Origin of the sequence: Streptomyces sp. CLV115 (assembly GCF_038448545.1) — a bacterium.
GTDB lineage: Bacteria > Actinomycetota > Actinomycetes > Streptomycetales > Streptomycetaceae > Streptomyces > Streptomyces sanglieri.
Genome location: NZ_JBCEWQ010000072.1, coordinates 22,794 through 42,745, shown reverse-complemented (window position 1 = coordinate 42,745; position 19,952 = coordinate 22,794). Strand labels below are relative to the sequence as shown.

The 19,952-nt window shown below is 72.5% G+C and carries 20 protein-coding genes; 6 read left to right on the top strand and 14 right to left on the bottom strand.

Going from position 1 to position 19,952, the window contains the following annotated elements:
- Together macS and AADR41_RS23890 are read right to left on the bottom strand one after the other, a co-directional pair.
- On the bottom strand, nucleotides 1–1,091 hold a 1,091-nt coding region (gene macS, locus AADR41_RS23895; protein WP_342283434.1), incomplete at its 3' end, for a MacS family sensor histidine kinase.
- Between the two features lie 51 nt (nucleotides 1,092–1,142).
- The gene (locus AADR41_RS23890; protein WP_342283433.1) at nucleotides 1,143–1,886 is read right to left on the bottom strand and encodes a lysophospholipid acyltransferase family protein; all 744 of its coding nucleotides are present in this window, start codon (nucleotides 1,884–1,886) and stop codon (nucleotides 1,143–1,145) included.
- 216 nt (nucleotides 1,887–2,102) lie between these two features.
- Between AADR41_RS23890 and AADR41_RS23885 the strand changes: the two genes are divergently transcribed.
- Nucleotides 2,103–2,882 carry an alpha/beta hydrolase gene (locus AADR41_RS23885; RefSeq protein ID WP_342283432.1) on the top strand — a complete coding sequence of 260 codons (780 nt, stop codon included), beginning with the start codon at nucleotides 2,103–2,105 and terminating at the stop codon, nucleotides 2,880–2,882.
- The gene (locus AADR41_RS23880) at nucleotides 2,875–3,552 is read left to right on the top strand and encodes a hypothetical protein (RefSeq protein WP_342283431.1); all 678 of its coding nucleotides are present in this window, start codon (nucleotides 2,875–2,877) and stop codon (nucleotides 3,550–3,552) included. Before AADR41_RS23885 ends, AADR41_RS23880 begins: the two co-directional genes overlap by 8 nt.
- 21 nt (nucleotides 3,553–3,573) lie before the next feature.
- Here the strand turns inward: AADR41_RS23880 and AADR41_RS23875 are convergent, their stop codons facing one another.
- The 6 genes from AADR41_RS23875 to AADR41_RS23850 all read right to left on the bottom strand — a co-directional run bounded on the left by AADR41_RS23875 (nucleotide 3,574) and on the right by AADR41_RS23850 (nucleotide 8,614).
- Nucleotides 3,574–4,332 carry an endonuclease/exonuclease/phosphatase family protein gene (locus AADR41_RS23875; protein ID WP_342283430.1) on the bottom strand — a complete coding sequence of 253 codons (759 nt, stop codon included), beginning with the start codon at nucleotides 4,330–4,332 and terminating at the stop codon, nucleotides 3,574–3,576.
- Between the two features lie 78 nt (nucleotides 4,333–4,410).
- Nucleotides 4,411–5,352: an ROK family glucokinase gene (locus tag AADR41_RS23870; protein WP_342283429.1), complete on the bottom strand. Its 942-nt coding sequence runs from the start codon at nucleotides 5,350–5,352 to the stop codon at nucleotides 4,411–4,413.
- 76 nt (nucleotides 5,353–5,428) lie between these two features.
- Nucleotides 5,429–5,887, bottom strand: coding sequence for a DUF5304 domain-containing protein (locus AADR41_RS23865; protein ID WP_342283428.1), 459 nt, complete (start codon nucleotides 5,885–5,887; stop codon nucleotides 5,429–5,431).
- A gap of 83 nt (nucleotides 5,888–5,970) precedes the next feature.
- Complete coding sequence (locus tag AADR41_RS23860) at nucleotides 5,971–7,257, bottom strand: ArsA family ATPase (RefSeq protein WP_342283427.1); 1,287 nt, start codon at nucleotides 7,255–7,257, stop codon at nucleotides 5,971–5,973.
- Between the two features lie 5 nt (nucleotides 7,258–7,262).
- A complete protein-coding gene (locus AADR41_RS23855; RefSeq protein ID WP_342283426.1) occupies nucleotides 7,263–7,712 on the bottom strand; it encodes an SRPBCC family protein in 450 nt (149 codons plus the stop codon).
- Between the two features lie 107 nt (nucleotides 7,713–7,819).
- Nucleotides 7,820–8,614: a metallophosphoesterase family protein gene (locus tag AADR41_RS23850; RefSeq protein ID WP_342283425.1), complete on the bottom strand. Its 795-nt coding sequence runs from the start codon at nucleotides 8,612–8,614 to the stop codon at nucleotides 7,820–7,822.
- A gap of 280 nt (nucleotides 8,615–8,894) precedes the next feature.
- Between AADR41_RS23850 and AADR41_RS23845 the strand changes: the two genes are divergently transcribed.
- A complete protein-coding gene (locus AADR41_RS23845; RefSeq protein WP_342283424.1) occupies nucleotides 8,895–10,691 on the top strand; it encodes an AMP-dependent synthetase/ligase in 1,797 nt (598 codons plus the stop codon).
- A 62-nt stretch (nucleotides 10,692–10,753) separates the two neighbouring features.
- On the opposite strand, the gene AADR41_RS23840 is transcribed toward AADR41_RS23845, so the two are convergent.
- A complete protein-coding gene (locus AADR41_RS23840) occupies nucleotides 10,754–11,896 on the bottom strand; it encodes a glycosyltransferase family 4 protein (RefSeq protein ID WP_342283423.1) in 1,143 nt (380 codons plus the stop codon).
- A gap of 122 nt (nucleotides 11,897–12,018) precedes the next feature.
- Here AADR41_RS23840 and AADR41_RS23835 point away from each other — a divergent pair, with 122 nt between their 5' ends.
- Nucleotides 12,019–13,263 (top strand): glycosyltransferase family 87 protein, encoded by a 1,245-nt coding sequence (locus AADR41_RS23835; RefSeq protein WP_342283422.1) that lies wholly within the window; start codon nucleotides 12,019–12,021, stop codon nucleotides 13,261–13,263.
- Between the two features lie 13 nt (nucleotides 13,264–13,276).
- Here AADR41_RS23835 and AADR41_RS23830 read toward each other — a convergent pair whose 3' ends face one another.
- The 5 genes from AADR41_RS23830 to AADR41_RS23810 form a co-directional block, all read right to left on the bottom strand.
- Nucleotides 13,277–14,515: a hypothetical protein gene (locus AADR41_RS23830; protein ID WP_342283421.1), complete on the bottom strand. Its 1,239-nt coding sequence runs from the start codon at nucleotides 14,513–14,515 to the stop codon at nucleotides 13,277–13,279.
- A 16-nt stretch (nucleotides 14,516–14,531) separates the two neighbouring features.
- Entirely contained in the window at nucleotides 14,532–15,563 is a 1,032-nt protein-coding gene (locus AADR41_RS23825; protein WP_342283420.1) for a C40 family peptidase, read from the bottom strand.
- A gap of 237 nt (nucleotides 15,564–15,800) precedes the next feature.
- The gene (locus AADR41_RS23820; RefSeq protein WP_342283419.1) at nucleotides 15,801–16,829 is read right to left on the bottom strand and encodes a C40 family peptidase; all 1,029 of its coding nucleotides are present in this window, start codon (nucleotides 16,827–16,829) and stop codon (nucleotides 15,801–15,803) included.
- A 284-nt stretch (nucleotides 16,830–17,113) separates the two neighbouring features.
- Nucleotides 17,114–18,475, bottom strand: a complete 1,362-nt coding sequence (locus tag AADR41_RS23815) for an NYN domain-containing protein (RefSeq protein ID WP_342283418.1) — start codon at nucleotides 18,473–18,475, stop codon at nucleotides 17,114–17,116.
- A gap of 36 nt (nucleotides 18,476–18,511) precedes the next feature.
- A complete protein-coding gene (locus AADR41_RS23810; RefSeq protein WP_014156692.1) occupies nucleotides 18,512–18,754 on the bottom strand; it encodes a hypothetical protein in 243 nt (80 codons plus the stop codon).
- A 163-nt stretch (nucleotides 18,755–18,917) separates the two neighbouring features.
- On the opposite strand from AADR41_RS23810, the gene AADR41_RS23805 reads away from it, so the two are divergent.
- Together AADR41_RS23805 and AADR41_RS23800 are read left to right on the top strand one after the other, a co-directional pair.
- The gene (locus AADR41_RS23805) at nucleotides 18,918–19,670 is read left to right on the top strand and encodes a rhomboid family intramembrane serine protease (RefSeq protein ID WP_342283417.1); all 753 of its coding nucleotides are present in this window, start codon (nucleotides 18,918–18,920) and stop codon (nucleotides 19,668–19,670) included.
- On the top strand, nucleotides 19,667–19,948 hold the full coding sequence (locus AADR41_RS23800) for an Lrp/AsnC family transcriptional regulator (protein WP_124718123.1): 282 nt from the start codon (nucleotides 19,667–19,669) through the stop codon (nucleotides 19,946–19,948). The genes AADR41_RS23805 and AADR41_RS23800 overlap by 4 nt, the downstream gene beginning before the upstream one ends.
- The last annotated feature ends 4 nt before the right edge of the window (nucleotides 19,949–19,952 follow it).

Here is a 19,952-nt window from a genome sequence, read left to right as displayed (position 1 = left end):
ACCCCCATCCGCCCCTCCCCCTCGGCCTGGGCGAGCCGCCCGTCCGGGATTCCGGGGCCGTCGTCCCGGACCGTCACGATCACCTCGTCCGGCCAGTCCTCGACGAGGATCCATGCCTGGGCATTCTCCCCCGCGTGGACCCTGACATTGTCCAGGGCGGCACTGACAGCGGCCGCCAGCTCCGTCGCGGCCGCGGCGGCCAGCAGCACCGGAGCGCCCGGCTCCGCGAAGCTGACCCGGGATCCGGCGTGCGGGGCGAGCAGCGCGCGCAGGTCGCGGTCGGCCTGTTCGGACGGTTCGTCGTCGACCTCGACGCTGCGGACCACCGCGCCCTCGGCGGCGTCCTCGGAGACCCGGGTGGTGGGCACGAGACCGCTGGAGACCAGGGTGCGCAGGGCGACCTCCTGTTCCCCGGCCATCCGGCCCAGTTCGGCCGCCTCCCCGCCGATCGCGGTGCCCCGGCGCTGCACCATCGCCAGGACCTGGAGCACGCTGTCGTGGATGTCCCGGGCCAGCCGTTCCCGCTCGCGGGTGGCGGCCTCGATCTCCAGGGCGCGGGCCAGGGTGCGCTCACTGGCCCTGGCCACCTCGATGACGTACCCGATGGCGATGGAGGCGACCCAGACCAGCAGCACGTTGTGGAAGGTGTCCCGGCTGGGATGACCGCGCTCGACGATGTTGGCGACGGCGACGAAGCTCGACGCGAAGGCCGCCCAGCGCCAGCCGCCCTTGATCGCGAAGGCCAGCACGGAGCCCGCGGTCCAGATCGACGGCAGCGTCGGGCCGTCCATCTGCTGGGCCTCGAAGTCGGCGAGCGGGGTGAGGAGTATGCCGGTGAGCGCGACGGTCAGATCGGCGCCGAGGAAGCGTTTGGTGCAGGCGGTGGCGTTCGAGACCTTCGGGAGGGTGGCGAGCGTCCAGACCACCAGCACCGCCAGGAAGGCGACGGCCACCCACGGCCGGTCGTACTTCTCCCGGCCGAAGACGGCGAGCAGTACCGCGTACAGCATCGTCAGGATGCGATACGCGGTCAGCGCACTCCACAGCGGCTGCTCGACCGACATGCGTACGACCCGCTCGCGCCTGGCCACAAACCCCACCCCCTGGACGGAACGGACGCGTTCACGCGCCGTACCGTTCCCTCACCCCTGCGTCGCGGACCCGGTGCCCTTGTGCTTCTCCGCCTCGGCGCGGCGCTTGGCCTCGTCCGCGATCTGCCGCTTGGCCGCCGTCGCGTAGATGTCGACGTACTCCTGGCCGGAGAGCTTCATGATCTCGTACATCACCTCGTCGGTGACCGAGCGCAGGATGAAGCGGTCCCCGTCCATGCCGTGGTAGCGGCTGAAGTCGAGCGGCTTGCCGATCCTGATCCCGGGGCGCATCAGCTTGGGCATCACCTGGCCGGGCGGCTGGATCTTCTCCGTGTCGATCATCGCGACGGGGATGACGGGCGCCCCGGTGGCCAGCGCCACCCTGGCCAGCCCGCCGGGCTTGCCCCGGTAGAGACGGCCGTCGGGCGAGCGGGTGCCCTCCGGGTAGATGCCGAAGAGGCCGCCGCTCTCGATGACCTCGATGCCCGCCTTGATGGCCGCCTCACCGGCGCCGCGGGCGCCCGAGCGGTCCACCGGGAGCTGGCCGACGCCCTTGAAGAAGGCGGCGGTCAGCTTGCCCTTCACTCCGGGGGCGGTGAAGTACTCGGACTTGGCGATGAAGGTGACCTTGCGGTCCAGGACGGCCGGCAGGAAGAAGGAGTCGGAGAACGACAGATGATTGCTCGCGAGGATCGCCGGTCCCTGCGCGGGGATGTTCTCCAGGCCCTCCACCCATGGCCGGAAGGCGAGCTTCAGTGAGCCGCCGATGGAGAACTTCATTGCGCCGTAGATCAACTCGGGTGCCTCCTGTGTGCTGTCCGACAGACCTTAACCCGTGGGGCGCCCGCGCTCCCGCCCGGCACGGAGCCGCTGCGGCGGCCGCAGCGGGTGACGGCCCTGGTCGGTGTCGGTGACGGCCCTGGTCGGTGTCGGCCCGGTCGCGTACGGTGAAGTAATCCTCTGCACTCCCCCCTTTCGCTCCCCCGCGAGCCTCACGAACAGGAGACCCCGGTGCCGGTCCTTCCCGGAGCCGAGCCGTTCCGCCACGAGGGCGGAGAGGTCGGCGTCCTCCTCTGTCACGGATTCACCGGTTCCCCGCAGTCGCTGCGCCCCTGGGCCGAACACCTGGCGGAGCGCGGGCTCACCGTCTCGCTGCCCCTGCTGCCGGGGCACGGCACCCGCTGGGAGGACATGCAGCTCACCGGCTGGCAGGACTGGTACGCGGAGGTGGACCGGGAGCTGCGCGCCCTGCTGGAGCGGTGCGCCCAGGTCTTCGTCTTCGGGCTGTCCATGGGCGGCGCGCTGACGCTGCGGCTGGCGGCGAAGCACGGGGACGCGATCAGCGGCCTGGTGCTGGTCAACCCGGCCAACAAGGTGCACGGCCTGTCGGCGTACGCGCTGCCGGTCGCCCGCCATCTGGTGCGGACGACGAAGGGGCTGGCGAGCGACATCGCCCTGGCCGGGTCCGACGAGGTGGGGTACGACCGGGTGCCGCTGCACGCGGCGCATTCGCTGCGGAAGTTCTTCCGTCTGGTCGACGCCGAGCTCCCCCAGGTCACCCAGCCGCTGGTGCTGCTGCACAGCCCGCAGGACCACGTGGTGCCGCCGGCCGACTCGGCCCGCATCCTCAGCCGGGTGTCGTCGACGGACGTCGAGGAGATCCTGCTGGAACAGAGCTACCACGTCGCGACGTTGGACCACGATGCGGAGCGGATCTTCGACGAGAGCTACCGGTTCATCGGCCGCCTCGCCCCGAGCGTCGGAAAGAAGGGGAGCACGTCAGGTGGCTGAGCACGACGCGGAGCGCGCGGGCAGCGAGGAGGAGCGCGAGCCTCTCCCCGCGGAGGGAGCGGCCGTGCCCGACGACGGCACGGGCCCGCAGGACGGCGCGGCACAGCAGGCGGCACCGGGCGCCGACGGCACCCGGTCCGAGCCACCGGTCGACGAGGACGCCGCGTGGCAGGCGATCGTCGCCGGGTACGGCGAGGAGCCGCCGGACCCGCCGGGCGCCAGGCCGTTCAGGTCGATCGAGGATCTGGCGCTGCCGGAGGACGACCAGCCCGTCCTGGATCCGGACAAGGGGATCGGTACGAAGTCCGCGAAGCCGCCGGAGAAGCCGCTCGGCAGCTCGGTGGTCTTCGCGCCCGGAGTCATGGGTCCGCGCGACTACGAGGTCGCGGAGCCGAAGGACGACGATCCGGACGGCAGCGACGAGGGGCATTTCGTCCCCCCGGAGCCGCCGCCACTGCCGGAGGCCGATGTCACGGCGAAGTTCGCCTGGCTCGCGGTCGTCGGCGGTCCGGTGCTGATGCTGATCGCGGTGCTGCTGCGGTGGGACATGACCTGGTGGCTGACGACGGTCTGCGTCGGCGGCTTCCTGGGCGGTTTCGTCACGCTGGTGGCGCGGATGAACGACGACGACGAGGACGGCGACGACCCCGGGCGCGGGGCGGTCGTCTGAGACGGGGGCGGAGCACGGGTGTCAGGGCAGCATCGCGGGCACCCGTAGCACCGCCAGTACCGGCAGGTGGTCGGTGGCCGCCCGCAGGTCCGCCTCGGTGACCCCGGGCAGCCCGGCGGGGACTCCGCAGCCGAGCACCTCGATCCCCTCCGTCGCGAAGATCGCGTCGATGCGCCGTCGCGGGTGGTCCGGCGAGTAGGTGTGCTCCTCGCCCCACGGCCGGACCGCCCAGCAGTCCTGGAGCCGCCCGGCCAGCCGCCGGAACGCGCCCCCGGTCGGTACGTCGTTGAGGTCACCGGCCGCGATCGCGTGCTCGACGCCCATGTCGTCCAGCCGCTCCAGCAGCATCTCGGCCTGGGCCAGGCGTTCGTCCCGTTGCAGGCTGAGATGGAAGCTCAGCAGTCCGATCCGGGCGCCCGCGATCCGTACCACCGAGGTGGCGAAGCCCCTGCGGTGCAGCCCTGGGGTGAGTGGCAGCAGCACGTCCTGCGTCCGCTCCACGGTGGCCCGCAGCGAGCAGAGCAGCAGCGGCCCGGACGCCGTGGCACCGCCGCCGAGCACGACCAGGTCGGTACGGGCCGCGAGCCAGGCCGCGCGCTTGCGCCAGCGGAAGAACCGCGGCGCTTCCTGGACGAGGACGAGGTCGGGGGCGCAGGCGGTGATGACGCGGGCCAGCGCCTCGCGGTCGTCGCGCATCGACCGGATGTTGTAGCTGAGCACTCTGATGACGGCCGAACCGTCCGGCTCGGTACGGGAGTCGGGCAGTGGCGTCAGGACCATGCGCCTCACGATACGACGGACGCCCGCCGCTGCCACAAGGGCGCGACGGGCGTCCGGGTTCGCTGCGGTCCGGCCGGCTCAGCCCTGGCGGGCGAGGTCGGCCGCGCCCACCAGACCGGCCTCGCCGCCCAGTTGGGCCGCGAGGACCTGGGCGTGCGGGCGCCATTCGCCACCGATCAGCCAGCGCCGGAACGACTTGCGGATCGGGTCGAGCACCAGCTCGCCCTCGTCCGAAACACCGCCGCCGACGATGAACGCGGACGGGTCGAAGAGCGAGGCGAGGTCGGCCAGTCCGGCGCCGGCCCAGCGGGCCAGCTCGCGGAACGAGTCGACCGACACCGGGTCGCCCTGCCGGGCGGCCTGGCTGATGTGCTTGCCCTCGATGCCGTCCACCGTGCCGTCGCCGAGCGACAGCAGGATCGTGGCGTTCTCCGGGGTGGCGTTGGCGCGCTGCTTGGCGTACCGGACGAGTGCGCGTCCGGACGCGTACTGCTCCCAGCAGCCCTGGCTGCCGCAGCCGCAGAGCAGACCGTCCGGGACGACCCGGATGTGGCCGAACTCGGCGGCCACGCCGAAGCGTCCGCGGCGCAGCTTGTTGCCGATGATGATGCCGCCGCCGAGGCCGGTGCCGAGCGTGATGCAGATGACGTCGTCGTGGCCCTGGCCGGCACCGAAGCGGTACTCGCCCCAGGCGGCGGCGTTGGCGTCGTTCTCGACGACGACGGGAAGGCCGACGCGCTGTTCGACCTTGTCCTTCAGCGGCTCGTGCCGCCAGTTGATGTTCGGCGCGAAGAGCACGGTGGCGCGCTTGTCGTCGACGTATCCGGCGGCGCCGATGCCGACGGCCTCGATCCGACGGCCCTCGCTCGCACCGGACACGGCCGAGGCGATGGCGTCGACGATGCCTTCGGCCGTCGGCGGGGTCGGCACCTTGTGCGTCGAGAGGATCCGGCCCTCTTCGTCGACCACTCCAGCCGCGATCTTCGTGCCGCCGATATCGACGCCGATGGTGAGTCCCATGAATCCCTCAGTTCCGGTCGAGCCCCGCTGAGGCCAACCGTACCCGAGCCGGGGGCCCGGCCCTTTCGGCGCCCGGTCAGTCCAGGTCGATGTGTTCGCCCGCGGCGGGGCCCTCGTCACGGGGGTCGGAGGGGTTGTCGGCCTTCTTCTCGGGGCCGGCGGGGTCCTGGGCGCCCTGGGTCCAGCGGCGTTCCTGGCCCTCGACGGCGGAACGGTAGGCGGCGAGGAGTTCGCCGCCGGCCGCGGCGATGTGGTCGAAGACGTCCGGGTTGCGCTCGATGACGGGCTCGACCGCGGACTTCGCCTGCTTGATGATCTGCTGCACGGTGCCCTGGGCCGCCGCGCCGAACAGCGGCGACTGGAGGGACGAGAACTTGTCGGCCACGGCGTCGACCAGCTTGCGCAGTTCCTCGGCGGCGGAGCCGGGCGGCGGGCCGTGCTGGGCCCGGCGGCGGGCCTTCTCCGCTTCGAGGTCCTCGGCGCAGGCCTTCGCCCACGCGTCGTCGTCGACGGGACGATCGGTGGCATCGCTCATGGCGGACTCCTGCGACGTGGTGTGCCGGCGGCCCGGCATACGGGGCACGTACTACCGACGTTACCCGAAGCGCGACGCGCCGTTCAGCCCGTCCTCGGCCACAGCCCGGGGTCCGGCGTGAACCGGACCCGGAGCACCCCGTCGGTGAGGGCGGCGCCGGAGACGGTGCAGCGGCGCAGTCCGGACTCCAGCGGGACGATCCGGTGGAACGGGCCGACGGTGAGCAGCAGTTCGTCGCCGCGGCGGACCAGCTGGAGGTCCTTCTTGGCGGCGCCGGGCAGCGGCAGGCACCAGACGAGGACCGGGTCGCCGTCGCCGGACGGCGGGCCGGTGGTCACGATCCGGGCGCCGGGCAGCAGCCCGTCGAGGCCGTCCGGGCTGTCGGGGCTCTCCACCCACCAGGGGTCGTCGGCCCGGCCGGGGCCCCGGCCCTCCAGTCCCGCGGCGAGTCCGCCGTCCGCGCGGGAGGCGTCGGCCGCGGTGTCGAGGCGGGCGAGGTCGTCGGGGCCGCGCGGGTCGCGGCCGAGGTGGGGCACCTCGCGCAGCGCGGCGTCGGGCGCCCACTCCTCGTACCAGTGGTCGACGGTCTTCTCCTGCTGGGCGGCGAGCTCCGCGAACCAGGGGTCGGCCGAGTGCCTGGGCAGCACCCGGTTGACCGCGAGGGCGTCGACCCGCAGCCCGTGCAGGGCGAGGCCGGTGCGGGCGGTGCGCAGGGCGTCCTCGGCGGCGGGGCCGGGCTCCGCGACCAGCCGGACCGTGGTGTCGCGGGCCTCGATCAGGGTCTGCACGGCGGCCAGCTCGGCGTCCCTGCGGGCGGCCGCCTCGTACAGCCACTGGGCGGGCATGGGCACACCGGCGAGCTGGGCGAGCATCGGGCGCAGGGCGCGGGCGGCCTGGCGTTCCGGGGGGAGCAGCCGGCGCAGATAGCGGCGCAGCTGTTCGGGGAGGGCGAGCAGGGCGAGTGCTTCGCGCAGGGGTGGCAGGTCGACGACGAGGAGGTCGTGGCCGGCCCGCGACCAGTCGCCCTCGGCGGCGCGGCGCAGGCTGTGCAGCAGGGCGAGCTGGGTGCTGCCGGGGAGCTCGGTCAGCTCCTCGCCGTCCAGCCGGTTCCCGCCGAGCAGGTCCAGTACGACGGAGGCCTGGTCCTGGAGGGCGAGGAGTTCGCCGCGGAAGTGCTCGCCGGAGTCGATGCGGGCGGACCACAGCCCGTCGGTGACCTCGGTGGGCTCGGTGTCCTCGGGGAAGCCGGGTATGCCGTCGGCGGTCAGCAGCAGGGTGCGCCGGCCCCGGCGGGCGGCGGCCAGCGCGGTCGCCGCCGCGACGGTGGTACGGCCGGCGCCGCCGGGACCGGTGACGAGGACCGTACGCATCCGGGTCAGGCCTTCGGGACGGACTCGACGCGCTTCTTCAGTCCGGCCAGGGCCCGGTCGATGATGACCTTCTCGGCCTTGCGCTTGATCATGCCGAGCATCGGGATCTTGACGTCGACGGTGAGCCGGTAGGTGACCTCGGTGCGGTCGCCGTCGCCGAGCGGGGCCAGTGCGTAGGAGCCGTCGATGGCGCGCAGCATCTGGGACTTGACGAGGGTCCAGCTGACCTCGTAGTCGCCGATCCAGGTGTAGGCGAGGGTGTGGTCGTCCTTGATCGCTCCGGCGTCGAGGACGAGCCGGACCTTCTCGGCGCGGCCGCGGTCGTCCTCGGCCAGGACCTCGGCCTCCTTGACCTCACCGGTCCACTCCGGGTAGCGGGCGAAGTCGGCGATCACTCCCATGACGTCGGCCGGTGCCGCCTCGATCGTGATGCTCGAGCTGGTGTGTTCAGCCATCGCCGTGGCTCCTCCAGTGCGGTGTACCGGTGCGTCGGCAGATGCCTGCCGTCAGAAGGCTATCGCGTGTGCGCGGCGCCTCGTTCCAGGGTCCGGCGCCGGTGTGGTCACCACTCCAGGGACCAGGGCCTGCCGGTGGACGCGAAGTGGCCGACGTTCACACATTCGGTGGCGCCGATCCGCATCCGGCGCACCAGCGGCTGGTGGACGTGGCCGAACAGGGCGTACCGGGGGCGGGTCCGGCGTATGGCGTCCAGCAGGGCCCGGCTGCCGCGTTCGAAGCGGCGCGCCACCGTGTCGTACGTCAGCTCCGGCACATCGGGCGGGATGTGGGTGCAGAGCACGTCGACCGGGCCGAGCGCCTCGATCTTCGCCGCGTACTCCTCGTCGCCGATCTCGTACGGGGTCTTCATGGGGGTCTTCAGCCCGCCGCCGACGAAGCCGAAGACGCGGCCGCCGATCTCGGCCCGTTCGCCGTCCAGGACGGTGGTGCCGGGATGCGCATACTCGGACCACAGGCCGGGGATGTCGACGTTGCCGTAGGTGGCGTACGTCGGGGTGGGGAAGGCCGCGAAGAGCTCGGCGTACTGCTTGCGCACCGCCGAGACGATCGCCGCGTTGCGGTCCCGGCCCGCCCACAGGCCCCGGCCGAACTCGCGGGCCTCCTCGAAGCGGCGCGCGGTGCGCAGCGCGACGATCCGGTCGGCGTTCTCCACTCCGAAGAGGTCGGGGAAGATGCCGCGCGAGTGGTCGGCGTAGTCGAGGAAGAGCACCAGGTCACCGAGGCAGACCAGCGCGTCGGCGCCGTCCCCGGCGCGGGCCAGCGCCTCGGTGTTGCCGTGCACGTCGCTGACCACATGGATACGCGTGCGCTGTCTGGTGCTGTCCGGTCCGGCTCGCATGACGATCACCCTAGGACCCTCCCGGTCACCTGGGTAGAGGCCGCCGGACCTGCGAAAATCTTCGCCCGGTCATACGGGTGGACTACTGTGCGCCCAAGGATCACCGTGATGTGTGACGCGTAAGACATCTGGCCGGAACCCCCTATCGGGAACCGAGTACTGGTGGGTAACGTCCGGGCAGTCCAGTCGTGCTCACCCCACTGAGCACCTGCCAATCTTGGACCGCAGCCGGTGCGTCACACAGAGCCGTGGCACCGGAGCCCGATGAGGAGCAGCAGTCTTGCGCGAGTTCAGCCTTCCGGCCCTGTACGAGGTCCCCTCGGACGGCAACCTGACGGATCTCATCCGCCGCAATGCCGCTCAGCATCCCGATGTCGCGGTGATGAGCCGCAAGGTGGGGGGCGCGTGGACCGATGTGAACGCCGCGCAGTTCCTGGCCGAGGTCAGAGGCGTCGCCAAAGGGCTGATCGCTGCGGGCGTCGACGCCGGTGACCGGGTGGCCCTGCTCTCGCGCACCCGTTACGAGTGGGTACTGCTGGACTTCGCGATCTGGAGCGCCGGCGCGGTCACCGTCCCGGTGTACGAGACCAGTTCGCCCGAGCAGATCCAGTGGATCCTCGGTGACTCCGGTGCCACCCTGTGCCTGGTGGAGTCCGAGGCGCACCAGGCCTCCGTGGTCTCCGTCCAGGCCGATCTGCCGGCCCTGAAGGGCATCTGGCAGATCGAGGACGACGCGATCCGCGGGCTGACGGCGATCGGGGAGGACGTCTCGGACGAGACGCTGGACCTGCGGACGACGAGCGCCAAGGCGGACGACCCGGCCACCATCGTCTACACCTCGGGCACCACCGGCCGCCCCAAGGGCTGTGTGCTCACGCACCGCAGCTTCTTCGCCGAGTGCGGCAACGTGGTGGAGCGGCTGAAGCCGCTCTTCCGTACCGGTGAGTGCTCCGTTCTGCTCTTCCTGCCCGCCGCGCACGTCTTCGGGCGGCTGGTCGAGGTGGCCGCGGTGATGGCCCCGATCAAGCTCGGCTGCGTACCGGACATCAAGCACCTCACCGATGAACTGGCCTCGTTCCGGCCGACGTTGATCCTCGGTGTGCCGCGGGTCTTCGAGAAGGTGTACAACGCGGCGCGCGCCAGGGCGCAGGCCGACGGCAAGGGGAAGATCTTCGACAAGGCCGCGAACACGGCGATCGCCTACAGCCGCGCGCTGGGTACCCCTCAGGGCCCCCCGCTGGGCCTGAAGCTGAAGCACAAGGTCTTCGACCGGCTGGTCTACGGCAAGCTGCGCGCGGTGCTCGGCGGGCGCGGCGAGTACGCGATCTCCGGCGGCGCGCCGCTGGGCGAGCGGCTCGGCCACTTCTACCGCGGCATCGGCTTCACCGTCCTGGAGGGCTACGGCCTGACCGAGACGTGCGCGGCCACCGCCTTCAACCCGTGGGACCGGCAGAAGATCGGTACGGTCGGCCAGCCGCTGCCCGGTTCGGTGGTGCGGATCGCCGACGACGGCGAGGTGCTGCTGCACGGCGAGCACCTGTTCACCGGTTACTGGAACAACGAGGCGGCGACGGCCGAAGCGCTGGCCGACGGCTGGTTCCACACCGGCGACATCGGCACGCTGGACGAGGACGGCTATCTCGCGATCACCGGCCGCAAGAAGGAGATCATCGTCACGGCGGGCGGCAAGAACGTCGCTCCCGCGGTGATCGAGGACCGGATCCGCGGGCACGCCCTGGTCGCCGAGTGCATGGTGGTCGGCGACGGACGGCCGTTCGTGGGCGCGCTGGTCACCCTGGACGAGGAGTTCCTGGGCCGCTGGGCCGCGGAGCACGGCAAGCCGGCCGGTTCGTCGGCGGTGTCGCTGCGCGAGGACCCGGAGCTGCTGGCCGAGGTGCAGCGGGCGGTGGACGACGGGAACGCGGCCGTGTCCAAGGCGGAGTCGGTGCGCAAGTTCCGCATCCTGGACTCGCAGTTCACCGAGGAGGCGGGCCACATCACGCCGTCGCTGAAGCTGAAGCGGAACGTGGTGGCGAAGGACTTCGCGGACGAGATCGAGTCGATCTACCGGGGCTGACGACCGGGACGTACCTGCGAGAGGGCCCGCACGGCGTGTGCGGGCCCTCTCGCGTACGTGGCTCAGAGCAGCGCCCGCAGCCGCTCGGCGAGCAGGTCCCAGCGCCACTTCTCCTCGACCCAGGCCCGCCCCCGCTCCCCCATCCGCTGCCGCAGCTCCGGGTCGCGCAGCAGCGTGACGATCCGGTCGGCCGACTCCTCGGCGCTGCCGCCGCGCACCACCCACCCGGTCTCGCCGTCGAGCACCGCGTCGGGCGCGCCGCCCGAGTCGCCCGCCACCACCGGCAGACCGGTCGCGGAGGCCTCCAGGAAGACGATGCCGAGCCCCTCCACGTCGAGGCCGCCGCGCCGGGTGCGGCACGGCATGGCGAAGACGTCGCCCGCGCCGTAGTGGGCGGGCAGCTCCTCCCAGGGCACCGGTCCGGTGAACCGCACGGACTCCCCGACCCCGGTCTCCTCGGCCAGCCGCCTCAGCTCCTTGTCGTACGGTCCGCCGCCGACGATCAGGAGCACCGCGTCCGGCACCTGCGCCAGGATCGCGGGCATCGCGAGGATCAGCGTGTCCTGGCCCTTGCGCGGCACGAGCCGGGACACACAGACGACGACCGGCCGGTCCGAGAGGCCGAGCCCGGCCCTGGTCCGGTCCCCGCCCGAGTCCGGGTGGAAGGTCTTCTCGTCGACGCCGGGCGGCAGTTGGACCATCCGCGCCGCGGCCCCGGGGGTGAGCGCGGGGGCGATCCGGGAGCGGGTGTACTCCCCCAGGTACGTGATCGTGTCCGTGCCCTCGCCGATCCGCCGCAGCAGCTGCCGGGCCGCGGGCAGCTGTGCCCATCCCGCCTCGTGCCCGTGGGTCGTGGCGACCAGGCGGCGGGCGCCGGCCCTGCGCAGCGCCGGTGCCATCAGCCCGAGCGGGGCGGCGGCACCGAACCAGACGGAGGTGCAGCCGTGCTCGCGCAGCAGCCGCACCGCGCGCCGGGTGACCCGGGGGGTGGGCAGCAGCATCGTGACGGGGTCGCGCACGACGGTGAAGGGCTGCTCGGCGTCGAAGGCGGCGGTGGCCGCGCGGCCTTCGGGGGTCCGCTTCCAGGTGGAGGCGTACACGACGACCTGTGCGGGATCCAGGCGCAGCGCCATGTTGTGCAGGAATGCCTGGATGCCGCCGGGGCGGGGCGGGAAGTCGTTGGTCACGATCAGGGTCTTGTCCATCCCGGCCGACAGTACCGGCAGCCCGGCCCGATGGCTCTCGCGCGCCCCGGGCGGGCATCATGGCTCCTCGTACCCGGCCAGTACCCACCGGGTACCCCCCGACCAGAACGGATGAGGCCGTCATGACGGGATCGACCGGCGCGCGGCTCGCTGTCGCGGTGTGGGCCCTGACCAGGGTCGCGCTGCTGCTCTGCGTCACCAAGGTGATCACGCTGCCCGGACCGGACGTGACCAGCGATGTCTCGGTGATCTACCACGGCTGGTCCGAGGTCCTGAAGACCGGTACGTATCCGCAGTCCGACGTCACCTGGCAGTACCCGCCGCTGGCCGCGCTCGCCGTCCTCTCCCCCGCGCTGCTGCCGTTCCTGGACTACGCCTCGGCCTTCTTCGTCCTCGCGTTCGTCTGCGACCTGCTGGTGCTGGGGCTGCTGCTGTACGCGGGCCGGGGGGACGGCCGGTGGCCGGCCGGCGCCTGGGTGTGGGTGGCGGGGGTGCCGCTGCTCGGCACGACCGCGTACGCCCGCTACGACGTGATGGTCACGGCGGTCGCGGTGGCGGCGCTGCTGGCCGGGCTGCGGCATCCGCGGGTGCTGGGGGCGCTGGCCGCCGTCGGCGCGCTGCTGAAGGTGTGGCCGGCGCTGATCCTGGCCGGTACGGCGCGCGGGCGGCGGACGCGGCTGGCGTGGACGGCCGCGGCGGTGACGGCGGCCGGGCTGCTGGTGGTGTGCACCCTGGCGATGCCGGGGGCGCTGGCCTTCCTGGGGTTCCAGCGCGACCGGGGCACCGAGGTCGAGTCGCTGGGGGCGCTGGTCTTCCATGTGGCGCGGCAGTTCGGCTGGCAGGGCCGGGTGGAACTGCACTACGGCTCCCTGGAGTTCCTGGGCCCGCACGTGCCGCTGGTGAGCACGCTCGCCCTCGGTCTGTCGGTCCTGGCGTTCGGCTGGCTGCTGCTGTGGCGGCTGCGGGCCCGTGAGTTCGGCATGAGCACCCCGGCGGACGCGGCGTTCGCGGCGGTGCTGCTGTTCACGACGACGAGCCGGGTGATCAGCCCCCAGTACATGCTGTGGCTGGTCGGTCTGGCGGCGGTCTGCCTGGTGTTCCGGGACAGCCGGATGGTGCTGCCGGCCGGTCTGGTGCTGGTGGCGACGGGCGTCACCCAGTGGGAGTTCCCGCTGGGGTTCGTGCATGTGGTGACCAGCGACGCGACGGGCGTGACGCTGATGTTCCTGCGCAACGGCCTGCTGGTCGCGGCGACGCTGATCGCCTGCCGCCGGCTGTGGCGGCAGACGGTCACCGGGGCGGCGCGCGAGGGCGGTCCGGCCGCCCGGTCCGGCCTCGGCCGGGCGGCGGAGCCGGTCGAGGCCTGAGCCGCCCGGCCGTTCAGCCGAGCGTGGTGCGCAGGTGGTCGCGCCAGAGCGCGGTGAAGTCCTCGGGAGTCGTGTCGAGCACCTCGTGCATGGCCTGCTCCACCGCTCCGTCCCGTCCCCGGTGCCCTCCGACGGCCCGGTAGAAGGCGAACAGCTTCTTCTCGCCCCAGTGGTCGGCGATCAGCTCGCAGGCCGCCCAGGCGCCCTCGTACGCCCTCGCCAGGCGCGCGGGGTCGCCCGCGAAGCCGAAGTCCTCGTCGGTGGGGAGCCCGGCCGGCAGCTCGCCGCGTGCGACGGCATCCGCGAGTCCGGGCGCGATCTGTGCGGCGGTGCGGCCCTCGCGGAGGTAGGCCGCCCGGTCGGCGAAGCCCTCGGAGAGCCAGGTCGGGGTCGCGGCGGAGGTGCGGGCGCGGGTGGCGACATGGGTGGTCTCGTGGGTGAGCACGACCCGCTGCCCGAAGGCGCCGAGGGTGCCGTACGCCTGCGGGTTGACGATCACCCGGTCCGCCGGGGCCCGGCCCGTGCCGCCGGTCCGCCCCGTGGTGACGGCGGCGATCCCCCGGTAGTCCGCGTCCGCCGCCCCCAGCAGCCCCGCCATGTCCCGTACCGTCCTCGGCACGAGCACCACCACGCGGCCCGCCCAGCGCTCCGGCCAGGCGGCCGAGACGGCGGGCACCGCGCGGTCCGCGGTCCGGGCGATCCGGTTCAGCTCCCGGTCCGAGCGGCCGACGCCGAGCACCAGGCTGTGCTGCCCGCGCACCACCCGGACGTCGCCCTGCTGCCAGAGTTCGGCACCGTCCCCGACCGCCCGGTCGCCGACGACGTACCAGCGGCCGGCCGCCCGGTCCCGCTTCAGGGCGAGCACCCGGTCCGCGGTGACCGGCGCCGCGTCGTAGCCCTTGATCCGGTAGCGCAGCTCGACGTCGGCGGTGGCCCGGTCGGTGCCCTGGGCGGTCACGTCGCGCAGCCGGTACGTCCAGGAGCCGAGCGGTACGTCGGCGAGGTTGCCGAGCTCCCGGCGCTGGGCCGCGCGCAGCGCGGTGGCCCCGGGATCCGTGGTGGCGAGGTAGGCGTCCGTGTCGTGGTCCAGCACGGCGGCGGCCCGGCGGTCCAGCGTGGCGCGGACGGCCCGGGTGGTGGATCCGGGGGCGGCGCCGTCGTCGGGGGCCGCGCAGCCGGAGACGAGCAGCGCTCCCGCGAGCAGCGCTCCCGCCGCCCGTCGCCCGCCATTCCGTCCCCGCCGCCGCCGCACCCGATCGAGGGTACGGTCAGACGCGGGTGACCGACGAGACGGGCATCATCCCGACGGGGTCGTAACGCACCGGGGCCCCGGGGTACGGGGCGTGGATCACCTGTCCGTTGCCGACGTACATCGCCACATGGCTCGCGTCCGCGCGGTAGACGACCAGGTCGCCGGGGCGGGCCGCGGAGAGCGGCACCATGTGTCCCGCGTACCGCTGGGCCTGCGAGGTGCGGGGCAGGCTGACCCCGGCCCGGGCGTACGCCCACTGCATCAGCCCGGAACAGTCGAATCCGGCCGGTCCGTTGGCCCCCCAGACGTACGGGCGGCCGAGCGCCTGCCGGACCGCCACGACGGCGGCCGCCGCCCGCGCGGAGCCGGCCGGGAGACCGGCCATGGCCGGGTACCCGGCGTCCCGGCCGGAACGCGAGGCCCGCTCGAACTCCGCCCGGTCGGCGCCGGACAGCGCGCCCAGCAGCTTCCTGGCCTCGGCGAGCTTGCGCTCGACGGTCCGTTTGTGACGGGTGGCGTCGGCCCGGCTGCGCTCCAGCTCGGCCAGCGCGCGGGCCGCCTCCGCCCGGGTCTGCGTCAGCCCGCGCTGGACCTGCTGGAGCTCCCGCAGCTCGGCGGCCTGAAGGCCGGTCAGGCGCTCCAGCACGGCCGCCCGGTCGAGGTAGCTGTCCGGGTCGGAGGAGAGCAGCAGAGCGAGCGAGGGGTCGATGCCACCGGAGCGGTACTGCGCGCTCGCCGCCGAACCGAGCACCGTACGCATCCGGTTGACCTGCTCCTGGCCGCGGGCCGCCCGGTCCTGGGCCCGGTCGACCTCGCCGCGCAGCCGGCCGATGTTCTCACCGGCCGCGTTGTACTGCTCGGTGGCCCGCTCCGCCTCGGTGTACAGCCGGTCGACGCGGGCCTTGGCGGTCCTCGGCGCGTCCTGCGGGTCGGCGTTCGCGGTGGCCGCGCCGAGGGTGGCGGCCGCGGTCGCCGCCGCGGCGGACAGAACGGTGGCCCGGACGCTCAGATTGAGGCCGGACTGTGTGGAACGGCGATGGGACACCACAGGACGCCGCACTCCCTTCCGCTGTACGCAGACGCGCGCAGCCCCTGCCGCCCGGGGCGGGCGGACCGACGACCGGGAGCTGCACGGCAGGCAGACAGTAGTCGGACGATCACGGAGCGGCCAAAGACCGCGCCGGGAGCAAGTCCGGCAGAAACGACGGCGCCCCGCCGGTGACCTGTGGTCTCCGGCGGGGCGGACTGTCGGCGCGGGCGCGGGAATTCGCCCGTTCGGGCGTCGTCAGCCGACGCGCACGCCGAACTGGAAGCTGCCCATGGTGTTCATCGACTCGAAGCGCACGACCGTGCCCGTGTACGGGGCGTGCAGAACGGTGTTGTTGCCCGCGTAGAGACCCACGTGCGAGGTGTTGTTGAAGAAGACCAGGTCGCCCGGCTTCAGCGCGCTGCGCCCGATCCGGACACCGTCGTTGACCTGGGTGTACGTGACCCGGGAGATCTGGACGTTGGCCTGGGCGTAGGCCCACTGGGTCAGCCCGGAGCAGTCGAAGGCGCTGGGGCCGGTGCCACCGCGCTGGTACGGCTTGCCCACCTGGGTCTTGGCGGCGTTCAGGGCCGCGGCACCCCAGGCGGAGGCGGGGAGTTCGTTGCCCAGGTCGACGCGGTCGCCCGCGGAGCGGCTGGCGCGCTGCTGGTCCTCGCGCATCTTCTCGCGCTCGGCGGCGGTCATCGAGTTGAGCAGGCGCTGGGCCTCGCCGAGCTTGCTCTGGAGCTTCTTCTTCTTCTCGCCGAGCGTCTTGCGGACGTCCGCGAGGTCACCGAGCTTGTCCTGGGCCTCCTTGCGCTCCTGCGCGAGGGACCGCTGCTTCTCCTGGATCTTCCCCAGGGTCTCGGTCTGCTTGGCCGTCAACTGGTCGAGGGCCGAGGCCTCGTCGAGGAAGGTGTCCGGGTTGGACGAGAGGAAGAGCTGCACCGACGGGTCGATGCCGCCGGAGCGGTACTGCGCGGCGGCGAGCGAACCGAGGCCGTTGCGGAGCGTGTTGATCTCCTGCTGGCCGCGGGCCACCTTGTCCTGCAGCGCGCCGACTTCCTTCTCCAGCTTCTGCTGCTTCTCCTTGGCGCCGTAGTACTGCTCGTTGGCCTCGCCGGCCTCGTGGCCGAGCTTCTCGACCTTCGCCTTGACCTCGCTCTTGGAGGGCTTCGGGTCGGCCTGGGCCGCCTGGGAGGACAGGGCGACGGCTGCGGCGGCGGTTGCGGTGAGCACGGTCACACGAGCGCGGCTCGGCTGCTTGGGACGACGGTGGGACGCCACGGAGGCGAGCTCCTTCTTCCTCGAGCCGCCTACCGGGCTGTGGGGGATGTGAATCCCCGGCTCCGTGCACGTCACGGACTCGGCGGTGCCTTCACCGTCACCCCGGATGGGTGATCAACCGTGCGAAGGTTCGAGGCCTGACCCTAGTGACCATCTTGTGATCAGTTCAAATCCTCGCCGGAAAAATCTCGTCACGGACCGCACTTCTTTACCCACGACGCACGGGGTGTAGCGGTGACTTGACGGTCCGTTCCCCGAATTCCCCCGAGAACCGGCAAGTGGCGCTAGACGCGCGAAAGGCGCTTCAGGAGCAAGACGGACGCAACGGGCCGGGCGCCTGCCTTGGCGACTCCGTCGGCCACTTCGCGGTCGGTGGAGACCACCACGACCGGCCTGCCCGGCGGTTCGGCGCGCGCCAGCTGACGGATGAGTTCGTCGGCGGTCACCCCGGGCTTGCTGAACAGCACCCGGACCCCGCGCGGCGGTGCGAGCAGCACCGGGGCCGCCAGCTCGGCACCGTCGAAGACGCAGGTCGTCTCCGCGCCGGTCTGCGCGGCGAGCATCGAGAGCCCGCCCAGCAGCCGCAACCGCTGCTTCTCCAGCGGCAACTGCGGATAGCCGGTCTTGGTGACGTTGTAGCCGTCGATGATCAGATGCGCCTGCGGCAGCGCGAGCAGCTGGTCGAGCAGGGCCGGGTCGGTGTCCGAAAGAGCCCTGGCGGCAATGTCCTTGGGCGACATCCGCCCCGGCTCGACCGCGTCGACGCTGTCCGCCGGACGCATCGAGGAGGGTGGCAGGGCCAGTTCGCGGCGGAGCCCGCTCGCCGCGTCGAGCACCGTGTCCAGCAGCAGCCGCAGCCGCATGTCCTCGACCGAGCGACCCTCCCTGGCGGCCCGGCGGCCCGCCTCCACGGACGCCTCGGCCTCGCCGAGCCGCGCCTTGAGCCGACGGCTCTCGCTCTCGGCTGCGGAGACCTGGGCGGCCGCCTCGGACCGTACGGTGTCGGTCTCGGCACGGCTGCGGCGCAGCGCGGCCTCGCCGCGCTTGACCTCGCTGACGGCACTGCGCAGCTTGCGCTGGAGGGATTCGGCCTCCTTGCGGGCGGCATCCAGCTCGACGCGCAGCCGCTCCGTCTCGGCCTTCGTCTGGGAGCGGGCCCGGACCAGCTCCTCGCGCAGCCGCTCCAGCTCGCGGCGGCTCTCCTCGTCGGCGCGCTCGGCGTCCGCGCGCTGGACCTCCTCACCGGCGGCGGCGACCAGCTTGACCCAGCCCGCCGGGCGCAGCACATAGGCCGCGGCAGCCACGTCGACGGGGTCGGCGGCGGCCGGCGGCGCCCCGGCCTCCAGGGCACCGGCCAGCTCCGGCTGGCCCTCCTTGAGCCGCTCGCCGATGCGCTGCCGGAACAGCGAGTCGCTCTCCAGGGCGGCCGCCATGGCGTTCCCGGCGAACTTGGCCCGCCGGGTCGGGGTGAAGCGGGCGTACTGCCGCAGCTGGGCCGGGAGTTCGGTGACCGTCAGGCCGCCGAAGGCGTCCGAGACCAGCGCGACGACCCGCCGCCGTACGCCTTCGGGCAGCGGGCGGTCGAGCGCCTCGACGGCGTCGTCGGCCGCCCCGGCCGACTCGGCGCCGCTAGCGGGCTGCTCCACCATCCGTCACCCCAAATGTCTGTGGGCGCGGCTCCGTCAGGAGTCGGCACCCGGCCTGTCCACCAGTTCGATCTGGTCCACCGCGTTGCACCAACGGCAGCGCACCGACTCGATGGTCTCACTGACCACCTCGCGTTCCTCGACGCTGGACTCACCGGCCAGGTCGAGATGGACGTATTCGACGACCTTCGAGGAGCGGGTCACGTCGAAGCGCGTGAGATTTCCGCAGAGCGTGCAGCGCCAGCGAGTCCCGTCGGTCGGCTGGGGAACCGTCGTCATCGTTGCGTCCTCTTTCGTCGAGCCTCGTGCTGCCTTGCTTCAAGGATCTCGCGGTGCGCCGTCGAACTGCGGATGTCCTGTCGTAACCCTACGGCCTCACCGTGTCCCCCCGACACGGCGAGGCGGTCTGTCCCGTTCCCTCCGCTTGCGTCATGCTCTGTTCATGATCGATCGGCGAGCTGTGACCGGCAGGCTGACCGGCGGGCTGCTACGGACGGTCACCTCCGGCGGCCCGCTGGTGACCCATGCCCTGATCGCGGTCTGCTCCCTGGTCTTCGTGATCAGCCCGCTGTCCGGCTTCAACCCGGTCCCCGGCACCGCCGACGCCCTGCTCGCCGCCCAGGCCGGGTACTTCGAACGCTGGGGCGTGATCCCCAGCGAGCTGTGGGACGGCTCCGCGCACGCCCTGCTCACCCCGCTCACCGCCCTGTTCGTGCACGGCAGCTGGCTGCATCTGCTCGGCAACGTGCTCTTCCTGTACGTGTTCGGGGCGATGACCGAGCAGCGCATGGGCCGCATCGGGTTCACCTTCTTCTACGTGATCTCCGGCTACCTCGCACTGGTGGCCTACGCGGCCGCGCACGCCACGTCCGACCAGACGCTGGTGGGGGCCTCGGGGGCGATCTCGGCGGTGCTCGGGGCGTTCCTGTACCTGTTCCCCAGGGCCCGGGTCACCAGCCTGTTCCCGTTCCTCTTCTTCCTGCCGCTGCGCTTCCCCGCCTGGATCGTGCTGGTCTTCTGGTTCGCCCTCCAGTGGCTGGCCGTCCAGGGCGCGGGCAGCGGGGGGCCGGGCGTGGCCTATCTGGCCCATGTGGTGGGCTTCGCCCTCGGCTTTCTCTACGCCTGGGGGCGTTACCGGCGTACGGATAGAGTGAAGGGACCAGCCACGGCCACCGAGGGAGAAAGCCAGCCGTGATCACCGCGATCGTGCTCATCAAAACCAGCGTGGACCGGATTCCCGAGATCGCCGAGGCCATCGCCGCGCTGGACAGTGTCAGCGAGGTCTTCTCGGTCACCGGTACGTACGACCTGATCGCCATGGTCCGGGTGCCCAAGCACGACGATCTCGCCGACGTCATCCCCGGCCGGATCAGCAAGATCCCCGGCGTCGAGGCCACCGACACCCATGTGGCGTTCCGTACCTACTCCCAGCACGACCTGGAGGCCGCCTTCGCCATCGGCCTCGACGCGTAGGCAC

Coding starts and splice junctions, on each gene's coding strand:
- AADR41_RS23875 (WP_342283430.1), bottom strand. CDS start 4,332: ATGGTCCTGACGCCACTGCCCGACTCCCGTACCGAGCCGGACGGTTCG.
- AADR41_RS23870 (WP_342283429.1), bottom strand. CDS start 5,352: ATGGGACTCACCATCGGCGTCGATATCGGCGGCACGAAGATCGCGGCT.
- AADR41_RS23865 (WP_342283428.1), bottom strand. CDS start 5,887: ATGAGCGATGCCACCGATCGTCCCGTCGACGACGACGCGTGGGCGAAG.
- AADR41_RS23860 (WP_342283427.1), bottom strand. CDS start 7,257: ATGCGTACGGTCCTCGTCACCGGTCCCGGCGGCGCCGGCCGTACCACC.
- AADR41_RS23855 (WP_342283426.1), bottom strand. CDS start 7,712: ATGGCTGAACACACCAGCTCGAGCATCACGATCGAGGCGGCACCGGCC.
- AADR41_RS23850 (WP_342283425.1), bottom strand. CDS start 8,614: ATGCGAGCCGGACCGGACAGCACCAGACAGCGCACGCGTATCCATGTG.
- AADR41_RS23840 (WP_342283423.1), bottom strand. CDS start 11,896: ATGGACAAGACCCTGATCGTGACCAACGACTTCCCGCCCCGCCCCGGC.
- AADR41_RS23835 (WP_342283422.1), top strand. CDS start 12,019: ATGACGGGATCGACCGGCGCGCGGCTCGCTGTCGCGGTGTGGGCCCTG.
- AADR41_RS23810 (WP_014156692.1), bottom strand. CDS start 18,754: ATGACGACGGTTCCCCAGCCGACCGACGGGACTCGCTGGCGCTGCACG.
- AADR41_RS23805 (WP_342283417.1), top strand. CDS start 18,918: ATGATCGATCGGCGAGCTGTGACCGGCAGGCTGACCGGCGGGCTGCTA.